We start from the raw sequence: 13,318 nt of genomic DNA on the forward strand, positions 1-13,318 counted from the left end.
TGACGGCTAACCGCGCGGGTCCTTAGGGTACCCGAGTCCCTTCCAGTCGATGCGTCCGTTCTCGCCGTGGCAGTGCCGGCACCTGATCGCCTTTTCCTTCGGCACCACCATGTGGTTCAGCGACCAGACCGTGGTTGTTTCCACCCAGCCGTACTTCCCGCTGTAGGGAAGCCCGGCCGCCTTCATCCCCGCCTCGATCGCCTTGTTCCAGTCGAAAGTAGCGGAATATGCCGTCTCGCTGTCGGCAGGGCCGAAGATGTTGGGGACGGCTATGATACGGTTTTCCAGGTCATAAGGCTGTTTCGCCTTCAGCACCTTGAACGGGAAGATCTTCGACTGCGGATCGGAGCGGTCGCCGCGAGGGGCGGAAAGCCGCACCACCTTGCCGGGATCGATCTTGTCACCCATGAAGACCCGCTCCACCGTCCCGTTGTACCACATGTAGGTCGGCACGAGGTCCTTGCCGAGCACCAGCTCGCCGCGCGCCTTGTCGTAGATCTTGAGCGGGTCTGCCCCCTCGGCGGCGCTCTTACCCGCGGCCGACCAGTCCCACGACAACACCGTCGGGCTTCCCTTGGCGTAGGTCGGGATGTGGCAGGTCTGGCAGGCGACGCGCCTCATGTGTATGTTCAGGATCCTGATGGCGTGGACGTCACCCTTGTGACAGTCGGTGCACCCCATGGCGCGGGGACCGGAGCCGGGCGAAACGGAAATTGCCTCCCCCTTAACGTCGTGGTCAGGCGCTTTGTGGCAGGACTCGCAGGTGAGCCCCTTTGCCCCCATGTGCACGTCGTAGTCGCCGCTCGGATTGGCAAGGGTCGAGTCGAGGTCGCCGTGCTTGTAGTTGTCACCGCCGCCGCTGTAGAAGTGGCAGGCGCCGCAAGCCGCACGCGAGGGGCGCTCTATGGAACGCGCCGCGGCGAGGAGGTCGACAGGCTCCCACACCTTTCCCGGCGGGAATTCCTTTTTCTCTCCCTGGTAGACCGGGTGTCCCGATCCCAGCGGGAACTTCTTGTAGGCGCCGTTCGTCTCGTGACAGACGAGACAATCTATATTGTCGGTGTTGCCGAAATCGAAGGTGTTGTCCTTCCACCCGTAACCGGCGTGGCAACTGGTGCATGCGGAAAGGTTGGACGGGACGGCGAGACAGAAGGAATTGCCCAGGGCGTTCTTCTTGCCGAAGTCGACGGTCTTGCCGTTGATCGTCTGCTTCTTGCCCCAGTTCCAGTGCACCGTCTGCATGATCTGTTTGGTCAGCTTGTCATGGCAACCGGCGCAGGTCTTGGTCACCTCGGGGCCGCTTTTGAAAGGTTCGGAGAAGAACCGATGCGTCCCTTTCAACGAGGCATCCGAGGTGGAAGCACAGACCAGCACCAGAAGCAGCAGCAGGTATTTCCTCATGATGTATTGGACCCCGCGATCAGTATGATTGGCGACCCGCCCGCCCGAGGCATGCGGACGGTAAAGAACCGGGAACACATTATATTTGATGCCGGACGTAGTCAATGACAAATTGCGCCACAACGGTCATAAGCCGCAGAAGTGCCTTCCCTTGTGACTGGCTTGCCGGTCCGGCATCTGACAACGCATAAGGCCTTCCCCCTCTTTAAGCTGCACATCGCGCCGAAGATGTTAAAATGTTCAACTTGTCGGACAACGGCACCTTGTTACCAGTCATAGACAGATAATAGGAGAAACAAGTTATGGCGGTGCTTGCTACAGTGTTAGGTCACCCGAGAATAGGCATAGCGCGGGATCTGAAAAAGGCGCTCGAGGCGTACTGGAGCGGCGCCACTCCGGCGGAGTCGCTCCTGGCAACGTCCCAGGAGATCCGCAGCCGTCACTGGCACTACATGAAGGAAGCGGGGCTCGACCAGATTCCGTGCAACGACTTCTCCCTTTACGACCACATGCTGGACATGGCGGTAACGGTCGGAGCGGTCCCGCCGCGCTTTGCCGGAATCGCCACGCCACTGAACCGCTACTTTGCCATGGCGCGCGGCATCCAGGACCGCGGCGCCGGGATCGACCTTTCCCCCCTCGAGATGACCAAGTGGTTCGACACGAACTACCATTACATCGTCCCGGAACTGGAACCGAACCAGGCATTCAGGCTGGATCCCACCAAGATCATGGCGGAGCTCGCCGAGGCGCAGGCGCTCGGCATCGCGGTACGCCCCGTCATCCCTGGACCGGTTACCTTCCTGAAGCTCTCCAAGTTCGCGGGAGACGCCCCCGCCGGAAGCGACACGCTCGACCTTCTGGAGCGCCTCCTGCCTGTGTACGAGGAGCTCTTCGCGCTGCTTGCCGGTCACGGGGTCTCTTGGCTTCAGTTGGACGAGCCCGGCCTCTGCTTCGACCTGGACGGCAAAAGCCGGGAAGCCTATCGTTCCGCCCTCACCCGGTTCGGCGCCTGCCCGAAACGACCGGTGCTGCTGATCGCCACCTACTTCGGCTCGATCGGTGACAACCTCTCACTGGTCACGGCATCGGGATGCGAGGCGCTGCACATCGATCTCGTCCGCGCCCCGGCCGAACTCGATGCCGTGCTTGCCGCGCTCCCTACGCAGATGAAACTCTCCCTTGGCGTGGTGGACGGCCGCAACGTCTGGCGCTGCGACCTGGAGCAGGCGCACCGGACGGTCCGGCAGGCCGTAACGAAGCTTGGAAGCGAGCGCGTCATGGTCGCCACCTCATGCTCGCTCCTTCACGTTCCGGTCGATCTGGACGCGGAAATGAAGCTCGACCCGGAGCTCAAGAGCTGGATGGCCTTCGCGGCGCAGAAGGTGGCCGAGGTCAGGGCCCTGGCCGACGCGGCGGAAGGCGAAAAACCGGATGACGCTTTCTGGGGACAGGCCTCGTCGGCGCTGGCAAGAAGGCGCGCGGCCGCGGCGACCTCCAACCCGGAAGTCAGGCGCCGGGCCGAACAGCTGACCCAGGGGATGCTGCGGCGCACTTCTTCGTTCCCCGCTAGAATCGCCCGTCAGAAGGAACATTTCGGCCTGCCGCTTCTCCCCACCACCACCATAGGCTCCTTCCCGCAGTCAAAGCAGGTGCGTGAAGCGCGGTCCAAGTGGCGCAGCGGCTCACTCGACGGTGAAGGGTACGACGCCTTCATGAAGGAAGAGATCAGGCTTTGCGTCGAGAAGCAGGAAAAGCTCGGCCTCGACGTGCTGGTACACGGTGAGTTCGAACGCACCGACATGGTGGAATACTTCGGAGAGCAGTTGGAAGGTTTCGCCTTCACACAAAACGGCTGGGTGCAGAGCTACGGCTCGCGCTGCGTGAAGCCGCCGGTGCTCTTCGGAGACGTGGCGCGCCCCCGCCCGATGACCGTCGACTGGAGCCGCTACGCCCAATCACTGAGCGAGCGACCGGTGAAAGGGATGCTCACCGGCCCGGTCACCATACTGCAGTGGTCCTTCGTGCGCAACGACCAGCCCCGCTCGGAAACCTGCCGGCAGATCGCTTTGGCGCTGCGCGACGAGGTGGCCGACCTGGAACAGGCGGGGATCGCGATGATCCAGGTGGACGAGCCTGCCATCCGGGAAGGGCTGCCGCTTAGGCGCGGTGAGTGGTCCGCATACCTTGGGTGGGCTGTGGAGGCGTTCCGTCTCGCCACCTCCGGGGTGAGGGACGAGACCCAGATCCACACCCACATGTGCTACTCGGAGTTCGGCGACATCCTCGCCTCCATCGTGGCCATGGATGCCGACGTCCTATCCATCGAGTCATCCCGCTCCCGCATGGAGCTTCTGGGGAATTTCCGGCAGCAGGGGTATCCCAACGACGTGGGCCCCGGCATCTACGACATCCACTCCCCGCGCGTCCCGTCCATCGAGGAGATGGTCGCGCTGCTGGAGCTCGCCTGCGAGGTCCTTCCCGTGGAACGGCTCTGGGTAAACCCGGATTGCGGCCTGAAGACCCGAGGCTGGCCAGAGATCGAGGCGTCACTTGCCAACATGGTGGATGCCGCACGGCAGGTGCGCTTGCGGCACGCGACCGGCTAGCAGCGTAACCACGCCCGCACCTTTAACGCAAAGAGGGATCGCCGTCATGGCTGATCCCTCTCGTTTTTCCGCTTTAGTCAAAGCCGCCCTTGCGGCTTCTCACCTGGCGCTTATCAGGCAGCCTTGCGCCCCGCACGTTTTTTCACCTTGCCGACAGCCTCAACGGCGACTTTGGGCGCAACCGACGGAACCGGTTTGAATGAGCCCGCCTCCGCCGGCGTCAATTTCTCGTAATGGGAGCATGCGATCTTTCTGACCACCCCGTCGTTGAAATGAATGGAGACCCACTTCGCCGTGACCTCGACTACCTTGCCAGAGCCCCACTCGACAGCGACACAATGATTCACGACATCCCCGCGCTTGATCGACATCTCTTCCCCCTTTTTGTCTGCAGCATGAAAGGCAACTTACGGCCACGGGGCAGCACCCAATCAACGATTACCCGACTGCATGGTCCCCCCCCATTCCCCACGGACATTTCGGGAGGCATCGTACCACTTGAGTTGTGACGGCAGACGGATACGCCAGGTTCAGGAGTGGCCAGGAAAGTCGAATCGGCGGTTGAGCCGGGAGGGCGGTGCGGAGAGGCTTGTAACAAAAGTGGCCCCTGGCTTTAACCATTGGGGCCACTTCCTTTGTGCATAGGCTTGATCGTGCTGTTAAACCCTTTGCACGTTGGCGGCCTGAAGACCTTTCGGCCCCTTCACGACGTCGAACGTCACGCTATCGCCTTCAGCCAGGGATTTGAACCCGTCGCCGCTGATCGCGGAGAAGTGACAGAAAACATCGTCACCGTTCTCCTGCTCCAGAAAACCAAACCCCTTGCTGTCGTTAAACCATTTTACAGTACCGTTTGCCATGTGATTCTTTCTCCAAGTGTTGCTGATTGTGTTCGGCAACGTGCCGAATTTAACGGTCACCGTAACAGCTATGGGTAAGTTAAGCAAGCTATTTAATACATGTGTTTCAGAAATAAATTCGTCAACGGTAGCTTATTTTAAGCTTTTGCACACAAAATCACAAAGAGTAATATGGACTTAACCATGCATAATGTCCTATGCAAACGGCAACTTGTGAGACAAATAAATGATCCGAATCTGAAAAAATTGAAACTGCTTGCTATTTGAATGACGGTAATTCAGTATGACCGGACGGCTTAATTCAAAAGCCGTGCGGGAAAAAACGTTATCCGCACGGCACGAAACGCATCTTTTTTGTGAAGGAGCGCCCATGGCACATACTAATTTCAAGTTTCAGAAGCGTCAAAAAGAATTGGACCGGAAAAAGAAACAGGACGAAAAGGCGCTGCGCAAGCAGCAAAAGGACACCGATCCTGAGGCCGAGGCTGAAGCTGAAGATTCGCCCATGGCGGACACCGAGATCACGGCGTAACGAAGCACCTTCTGGAGATGTCAATGGGTGAACTGTTTTGGAAGGTTCAGGCGGCAGTCTTTTACTGTCTCACCTTGGTCGGCGCGCTGATACCGGTTGCGGCAACCGAACGTGGGGGAGCCGTGGTCGGGTCGGTCATCTGGCGAATTTTACCCAAGCGCCGGGACATCGTTCAGGACAACCTGAAAGAGGCACTTGGTTACCTCGGTGCCCACCCTCTCTGGTGCGTTCCCGGCAGCGGGACAGCCCCACTCGCCGCGCAGACTTACGGCAACCTCGGCACGTCGCTTATCGAGGTCTGCAAGCTCTACCACGGTCGCGGCGAGCACCTCATCGCCGACATCGAACTTAGGGGGCTTGAGCACTACGAAGCGGCGAGGGCGAGAAACAAAGGGGTCATCTGCTTCAGCGGACACTGCGGGAACTGGGAGTTGATGGCCCTCGCTTTGGGGCGCCTATTGGGCGACGGCGCCGTAGTGGCAAAGCGCCAGAACAACCCTCACTTCAACCGCATGGTAGAACGGATGCGCATGAGCTACAACAGCCGCGTGATCTACAAGAAGGGGGCCTTCCGGGGCATCCTTTCCGCTTTGCGTTCCGGCGATATGGTGGGGATCCTCGCGGATCAGGCTGCCTCGCACGAAGACGGCGTGCTGGTGAGCGTGATGGGGCGCAAGGCCTGGGCCTCCAAGGCTCCGGTGTTACTGGCCCGCAAAAGCGGCGCCCCGCTGCTCCCCGTCTTCATACACCGAGAGGGAGACCACCACGTGATCACCTTTTACCCTGAGCACACCTTCAGCGGAGACATGAGCGACTGCGGCATCCAGAAGGAAACGCAGGCGCTGTCGCACTACGTGGAGAATTTCGTGGCCGCGCACCCGGCGCAATGGTATTGGATGCACCGGCGCTGGAAGCGGGCCGGACAGGCTTGGGTCTGATCCGAACGCAAAGAAGGGACCAACCCGCAGGCTGGTCCCTTCTTCGTTCATGCCTCCATGGAGGTTATATCCTCTTCTACTGTCCGCCCTTCACCGTGTACAGCGTCCATGGCCCGCGCGTTGAGATCTGCACAACGGTCTCCTCGTCGACCCAGGCGTTGTGGACCGTCTTCGGTTTGATTGAGAAGTAACTCCCCGCCGGGAGCAGGACCGGGTTTTCCTGCGTCGTGCCCATGGCCAGCTTGATGTTCCCGGAAATCACCGTCACCCTCTCGACGTTGTCATGGAAATGCGGTGCTATCCGCGTCCCCGCCGGCAGCTTGATCCTCGCCACGAAGAATCCCCGTTTGGAGAGGTCCCCCTCCAGCACGGCCATCTGCGCGCCCGGAATGGCCGGGGGACCTGCCTGCCACTGTATGTCGTTCGGTACCACGATGATCGTTTTTACCGCCGACTGCGCCATCTTCTTCTCGTGCGCGGCACCGCTTCCGGCCAGCGAAAAGAAGATCACCATCATAAGTAACATCATCCTTTTCATGTTGTCCTCCTATTGCCTCCTAAACAGCCTTATACCGCTGATTTTTCTCCTACATGCCACCATTTTACCTACCGCGGCTCCCATCACGCCACACAAAACGACATGAGCAAGGCTTGCGGGCGGCTCCGTCCGAAAAAAATTCTTTACACGACCCACAAATATGAATAAAATTCGTCAGGAAAGGTGTAAACAAGAATGTTCGACGAAATAGACATCCACATACTGGAAATCCTTCAGGAGAAGGCGAGGATTCCCAACGCCGAAGTCGCAAGGCAGGTCGGCATGGCGCCATCGGCGGTGCTGGAGCGCATCCGCAAGCTGGAGGAGCGCGGCATCATCGAGGGGTACGAGGTGCGGCTGAACCCGGCCTGCTTCCACCAGGGGCTCTCCGCTTTCGTGCAGGTGGAAAGCGACGGCGCGGCGACGGCACAGGCACTCGCCGAGATCACCTCGGTCCAGGAGGTGCACCAGGTGGTAGGTCCGGACGGGTTCCTCGTCAAGCTGAGAACCGCCGATCACACCACCCTCGCCAGGATACTCGGGGAGATCAGAGCCCTCGAGGGGGTCAGGTCGATCAGAACACAGGTGGTCCTGGAAACGGTGAAGGAGACCAGGCGGGTGGATCTTACCGAACACAACGGCAACGGCCGTCACTGATATATCGAACGCAACAGAAACCATCTAAAAACTGCGAAGGAGAATCCCGATCATGCCGATGTCCGCTTCTTTCAAAGACCGCCTGTTTCCCAGGCTCCCCGAGATCGACAAGCACTTCAACACCCCGTTCCACATCTACGATGAAAAAGGTATCAGGGAAACCGGCGCAGGCCTCGTCAAGGCCTTCTCCAGCATCCCCGGTTTCCGCGAGTTCTTCGCGGTCAAGGCGCTCCCGAACCGCGAGATCCTGAAGCTCATGAAAGAAATGGGCTTCGGCTTCGACTGCAGTTCGATCCCGGAAGTGATCCTCGCTCGTGAACTGGGCGCAAAGCCCGAGGACATCATGTTCACCTCCAACAACACGAGCCGTGAGGAGTTCGACTTCGCGGCCAAGGACGGCGGCTGCATCCTGAACCTCGACGACATCTCCCTCGTGGACAAGGTGCCGGTCTTCCCCGAGCTCATCTGCTTCCGCTACAACCCGGGCCCGCGCCGCACCGGCAACGTCATCATCGGCAACCCCGAGGAGGCGAAATACGGCGTCTCCCACGAGCAGGTGGTCGAGGCGTACCGTAAGGCCAAAGAGCGCGGCGCCACCCGTTTCGGCCTGCACACCATGGTCGCCTCCAACGAACTCGACTACACCTATATCGTCGAGACGGCGCGTATGGTGCTCGAGGTGGCAGAAGAGGTCGAGGCGGCCCTCGGCATCACCTTCGAGTTCGTGAACATCGGCGGCGGCTTCGGCATCCCCTACCGCCCGGACCAGAAGGCGCTCGACCTGAACACCATGTCCGGCGAGATCACCGCGCTCTTCAACGCATTCCGCGAGCGCCACGGCCACGCACCCGCGATGTTCATGGAGAGCGGCCGTTTCATGACCGGCCCGCACGGCGTCCTGGTCTCCACCGCCATCAACAGCAAGGACACCTACAGAAAGTACATCGGCCTCGACGCCTGCATGTCCTCGCTCATGCGCCCGGCGCTCTACGGCTCCTACCACCACATCGACGTCCTCGGCAAAGACGGCGTTGAGCGCAGCGAGGTCTACGACGTGGTCGGCTCGCTGTGCGAGAACAACGACAAGTTCGCCATCCAGCGCGAGCTTCCCCCGATCGAGGACGGCGACCTGGTGGTGATCCACGACTCCGGCGCCCACGGTCACGCCATGGGCTTCCAGTACAACGGTCGTCTCCGCCCGAAGGAGCTCATGCTGCGCGCCGACGGCAGCGTCGAGCTGATCCGCCGCGCCGAGACCCTGGAGGACTACTTCGCCACCTATAACTTCGAGCCGAGCGTGCTGAAGCCGTAGGCTTCCTGATGCGCTGACAGAAGGGGTCCATCTCCGGAAACAACAAAGGCACCCGCCATCGTGGGTGCCTTTTTCATTGCTGCTCGTAAATAACATCCGTCTCTTGCGCCGGGGCATTTGCGAGCCTGGAGGATCCCACTCCCCCTTGCAGCTCCCCCCAAAGCCCCTTCCATCAAGCGAGGGAGCCGTATTAAGAGATTGACCGATCCGCCGCCCGCAGGAACGCCTCGGCCTCCGCCGCGGGCATCGGTCTTGCGTACAGGTACCCCTGCACCTCGTCGCAGCGGCACGCGCGGAGCTTCGCTTCCTCCTCCTTCGACTCGACCCCTTCAGCGATCACGGTGACCCCCATGCTGTGACCTATGGCGACGATGGCCTTCACGATGCCGGCGGCGTCGTCGCGGATGGTGATGTCGCGGACGAAGGACTGGTCGATCTTGATGCGATCCACGGAGAAGTTCTTCAGGTAGCTCAAGGAGGAATACCCCGTCCCGAAGTCGTCGATGGATATCTTCACCCCCAGCGACTTGAACATGCGCAGAAGCGCCACCGATTCCGCGGCGTTGTCCATCAGCATGCTCTCGGTCAGCTCCAGGTCGAGGAACTTGGGCTCCAGCCCGGTCTCGAGCAGGGTATCCACCACCATCTCCGAAAAATCCTCCTGCATGACCTGCTTTATCGAGACGTTGACGCTGATGGCGATGGGGTGCCCGTTCAGGTGCCATTGCTTGCATTGCGCGCATGCGCTCTTCAGCACCCACGCCCCCAGCTCCCTGATGAGACCGGTCTGCTCCGCCACCGGGATGAATCGAGCCGGGGCCACGGCGCCCAGGTTCTCATCGTACCAGCGGGCGAGTGCCTCCATGGCGACCACCCTCCCCGTTTGCAATTGAATCTGCGGCTGGTAATGCACGGAGATCTGTTCCTTCTCGAGCGCCTCGCGCAACGCCCGCTCGATGGTGGCCCGCTCCTGCGCCTTCAGGTTCAGCGTCTCGGAGAAGAACTGGTACTGGTTTCCCCCTGCCCCCTTGGCCGCATACATGGCGAGGTCGGCGTTTTTAAGGAGCGTGGCGATGTCGGAGCCGTCCTCCGGGAAGAGCACTATGCCGATACTCGCCCCGGTGTAGATCTGACGGCCGTCGACCTCGAAGGGGTCCTTCACGAGCGCGAGGAGTTTCTCCGCGAGGGTTGCCGCCCCTTCGGGTCCTGCTACCGAGGAACAGAGGATGGCGAACTCGTCGCCACCAAGCCTCGCGAAGGTGTCGCTTGCGCGCACAATGCCGCTTATGCGTTGCACCACGAGCTGGAGCAGAACGTCCCCCGCGTGGTGTCCCATAGTGTCGTTCACGTCCTTGAAGTGATCCAGGTCGAAGAAGAGGATGGCGAAGAATTCACCGTAGCGCCGACAGCGCGCAAGGGCCTGCGCGCTGCGGTCGTAGAACAGGGTCCGGTTGGCGAGTCCGGTCAACTGATCGAAATAGGCTAGGTTGTGCACCTCCTGCTCCGCCTGCTTGCGCTTCGTGACGTCGTGGCTCAGGCAGAGGAAGCGCTCCTTCGCCCCGTTGTGGTCGAGCATGGTCGCGCTGAGGCTCACGTGCAGGTCCCGGCCGTCGCTTGAAGAAAGCATCGCCTCCTCCTCGACCAGCCCCGCACTCGCCGTCACCGTGGCGACCAGGGCTTCGCCCCTGTGCCGCTCCAGGAACAGGTCCGCAAACGGACGTCCGACCAGTACCTCCCGCGGGTAACCGAACATCAGCTCCGTTGCGCGGTTTACGTCGAGGATCACGCCATCTGCGGAAACGACGGTCAGGGCCTCCGGCATGGTGGCGATGACGCTGTCGAGGTAGCTGTTGGCGGCATCAAGCTCCGAGTCGTACACCCTGAGCCTCTCCACCATCGCATTGAAGCACATGGAGACCGAGGTGATCTCGTCGTGCGCCGTCACCGGGAGCACGATGTCGCGTCGCCCCGCGGCGACCTGGAGCGCAGCCTCCTTGAGAAGGCGCATCCTTCGGGAGATGGAGAGGGAGATGGCGAGTCCCGATGCAAGGGCGCCGATGATGGCGACAGCCGACAGGACCGCCAACAACTTGAGCGCGCTCGTGAGGCTCTCGAAGGTGCCGGCCACGTGGCGGCCGAGGCTCGCCATCTCTTGGTCGTGCGCGGAGTTCACCTCCTTCAGGAACTCCTGTTCCGCGTTTTCGAAACGCTCCTTCGCTTCGAGCAAGCGCCGCGCCGAAGGACGCGCATCGACGACGGCGAGGTAGTCCCGGGACGCCGCGAGCAGGGCCTTTCCGGTCCGCTCTATTGGGTGCGGCTCGCTACCCTGCACTAGGATGCTCCTGCAGGCGGCGAGGCTCACCAGGAAGTGCTCGCGCCCCTCTTCGATCAGCCGGACCTCCTCCTGACGTGCGTCACCGTGGCGCTCCCCGTGCTTCTCCTCCGTCACCGTGGTAAGAAAGGCGTACTCCATCGAGGAGGAGACAATGCGCAGCCCGGCGTAACGCAGATCCTTCAAGGCGAGCAGATGCGGGATCACCTCTCGGTTCACCTTATTGAAGCTGTCTTTGACATGCTGGGCGCCGCTTATGCCTCCAACGGCGAGGATGAGGGTGGCGCAGATGATGGCCAAGTAGCTAAGCAGCAGTTTCAGCCAGAGTTGCATAGGGAAGTCTCTCGCGGAACAGGATCAGACACCCCTATCGTATCGGTCGGTGAGGATAAAATGTTAATGATAATCGACCTGCCGCACTAAAAAGGCGCCCGGGGATGCCGGACGCCTTTCTCCGTCTTTATTTTCGCCTCATCATTGCGCCAGTGCATGCCTCAAATCCTCATCCGGCGTCGTGATCGGGCCAAGGTCGTAATTTTGCACCAGGACGTCGAGCACTGCCGGCGAAACGTAGGCCGGCAGCGTGGGGCCGAGTCGGATCCCCTTTATGCCGAGATGTAGCAGGGTGAGCAGGATCACGTGGGCCTTCTGCTCGTACCAGGAGAGGATCATGGAGAGCGGAAGGTCATTCACCTCGCACTGAAAGGCGTCCGCCAGCGCGACGGCGATGCGGATCGCAGAGTAGGCGTCGTTGCACTGCCCGACGTCCAGCAGGCGGGGGATGCCGCCGATATCACCGAACTCGAGCCGATTGAAGCGGTTCTTGCCGCAGGCGAGGGTAAGGATCACGCAGTCCTTGGGTACCTTCTCGGCCAGCTCCGTGTAGTAGTTTCTCCCCGCCTTTGCCCCGTCGCAGCCGCCGATCAGGAAGAAGCGCTTCACCAGGCCGTTTTTCACCGCGTCCACCACGGCACCCGCGACCTTGAACACCGCCTCGTGCCCGAACCCCACCAGGATCTCCTGCCCCGGGTTTTCCGGGAGATCGGGGAGCGAGAGGGCCTTGTCGATCACCGGGGTGAAATCGTGCCCTTCAAGGTGCGGGATGCCGGGCCAGGCCACCTCGCCCCAGGTGAAGAGACGGTCGGTGTAGGAGGGGTCCGGTTTCTGGATGCAGTTGGTGTTGAAGACGATGGCCCCCTTGAAGTCTGGGAGTTCACGGACCTGGTTCTGCCAGGCGGTGCCGAAGTGCCCGGCGAAATGGGGATACTTCCTGAGGCCGGGATAACCGTTGGCGGGAAGCATCTCGCCGTGGGTGTAGACGTAGATCCCCTTCCCCTCGCTCTGCTTCAGGATCTCCTCCAGCATCGGCAGGTCGTGCCCGGAGACGACGATGCCCTTCCCGCCGCGCGTCCCGAGGTTCACCTTCATCGGCTCGGGAGCCTGAAAGTTCTCGGCATGGCCGTCGTAAAGCAGCTCCATGGTGCGCAGGTTCCACTTGCCGCACTCAAGGGAGAGGTTGACGAACTCCTCGAGCGTCGCCGCTTCGTTCGTCGTCGCGGCGAGGGAGCGGTGGATGAATTCGTAGATGCCGTCGTCCTCCTTCCCCATCTCGACGGCGTGCCACGCGAAGGCCCCCATCCCCAAGAGCCCGTAGATGAGAATCTCGATGGTTGAGAGGAGATTCGGGTCCTGATGCCAGGTGAGGACGCCGTGGTGCTTCCCCTGATCGATGAGCGCCTGAGTCCCCGCGGCGGGCTGCCAAAGTGCAGCCTCTTCGGTCAATTGCGGCGCCTCTCCCCCCTTTTGCTGCCGGTAGGTCTGTTCGTAGAGGGACTTCGCCTTCTCCTTCATCTGGTAACACTTCTGCAGGCGCCGGGCGATGTCTTCGGGGTCGAAGTTCACGTTGGTGACCCTGGTGAAGAGTCCGTCCAGCATGAAACGATCGACCTCCTGGTCTTTCGCCCCCAGCTCCCTCGCCCGGCTCGCGTAGAGCGCCACCCCCTGCAGCCCGTGGATCATCAGGTCCAACAAGGCCGAAACCTGCGGGTCCTTGCCGCAGTTCCCCATCACGTCGCACCCCACCCCGCGGGCCGCCTGCTCACATTGCCGACAAAACATCGCGCTAGCCATTTACGCCTC

Annotated in this window: 11 protein-coding genes; 5 read left to right on the plus strand and 6 right to left on the minus strand. The window is 61.2% G+C overall.

What is annotated here, in order from left to right; translation table 11 throughout:
* Positions 1-6: 6 nt before the first annotated feature.
* Positions 7-1,401, minus strand: a complete 1,395-nt coding sequence (locus E8L22_RS14745; protein WP_136525878.1) for a tetrathionate reductase family octaheme c-type cytochrome — start codon at positions 1,399-1,401, stop codon at positions 7-9.
* A gap of 302 nt (positions 1,402-1,703) precedes the next feature.
* Here E8L22_RS14745 and metE point away from each other — a divergent pair, with 302 nt between their 5' ends.
* On the plus strand, positions 1,704-4,010 hold the full coding sequence (gene metE / locus E8L22_RS14750; RefSeq protein ID WP_136525879.1) for a 5-methyltetrahydropteroyltriglutamate--homocysteine S-methyltransferase: 2,307 nt from the start codon (positions 1,704-1,706) through the stop codon (positions 4,008-4,010).
* A gap of 113 nt (positions 4,011-4,123) precedes the next feature.
* Here the strand turns inward: metE and E8L22_RS14755 are convergent, their stop codons facing one another.
* Positions 4,124-4,381, minus strand: a complete 258-nt coding sequence (locus E8L22_RS14755) for a DUF3553 domain-containing protein (RefSeq protein ID WP_136525880.1) — start codon at positions 4,379-4,381, stop codon at positions 4,124-4,126.
* A gap of 288 nt (positions 4,382-4,669) precedes the next feature.
* On the minus strand, positions 4,670-4,870 hold the full coding sequence (locus E8L22_RS14760; RefSeq protein WP_135871276.1) for a cold-shock protein: 201 nt from the start codon (positions 4,868-4,870) through the stop codon (positions 4,670-4,672).
* 370 nt (positions 4,871-5,240) lie between these two features.
* Here E8L22_RS14760 and E8L22_RS21565 point away from each other — a divergent pair, with 370 nt between their 5' ends.
* Positions 5,241-5,402, plus strand: coding sequence for a hypothetical protein (locus E8L22_RS21565; protein WP_198420164.1), 162 nt, complete (start codon positions 5,241-5,243; stop codon positions 5,400-5,402).
* A 23-nt stretch (positions 5,403-5,425) separates the two neighbouring features.
* Positions 5,426-6,340, plus strand: coding sequence for a lysophospholipid acyltransferase family protein (locus E8L22_RS14765; protein ID WP_136525881.1), 915 nt, complete (start codon positions 5,426-5,428; stop codon positions 6,338-6,340).
* 76 nt (positions 6,341-6,416) lie between these two features.
* On the opposite strand, the gene E8L22_RS14770 is transcribed toward E8L22_RS14765, so the two are convergent.
* Positions 6,417-6,878, minus strand: coding sequence for a cupin domain-containing protein (locus tag E8L22_RS14770; RefSeq protein WP_136525882.1), 462 nt, complete (start codon positions 6,876-6,878; stop codon positions 6,417-6,419).
* A gap of 195 nt (positions 6,879-7,073) precedes the next feature.
* On the opposite strand from E8L22_RS14770, the gene E8L22_RS14775 reads away from it, so the two are divergent.
* Both E8L22_RS14775 and E8L22_RS14780 read left to right on the plus strand, forming a co-directional pair.
* On the plus strand, positions 7,074-7,535 hold the full coding sequence (locus E8L22_RS14775; protein WP_136525883.1) for an Lrp/AsnC family transcriptional regulator: 462 nt from the start codon (positions 7,074-7,076) through the stop codon (positions 7,533-7,535).
* A gap of 52 nt (positions 7,536-7,587) precedes the next feature.
* Complete coding sequence (locus E8L22_RS14780; RefSeq protein WP_136525884.1) at positions 7,588-8,847, plus strand: diaminopimelate decarboxylase; 1,260 nt, start codon at positions 7,588-7,590, stop codon at positions 8,845-8,847.
* 190 nt (positions 8,848-9,037) lie between these two features.
* Here E8L22_RS14780 and E8L22_RS14785 read toward each other — a convergent pair whose 3' ends face one another.
* Entirely contained in the window at positions 9,038-11,512 is a 2,475-nt protein-coding gene (locus E8L22_RS14785) for a putative bifunctional diguanylate cyclase/phosphodiesterase (protein ID WP_136525885.1), read from the minus strand.
* A gap of 141 nt (positions 11,513-11,653) precedes the next feature.
* A complete protein-coding gene (gene hcp, locus E8L22_RS14790) occupies positions 11,654-13,309 on the minus strand; it encodes a hydroxylamine reductase (RefSeq protein WP_136525886.1) in 1,656 nt (551 codons plus the stop codon).
* Positions 13,310-13,318 lie beyond the last annotated feature (9 nt).

Source organism: Geomonas ferrireducens (assembly GCF_004917065.1).
Classification (GTDB): Bacteria; Desulfobacterota; Desulfuromonadia; order Geobacterales; family Geobacteraceae; genus Geomonas; species Geomonas ferrireducens.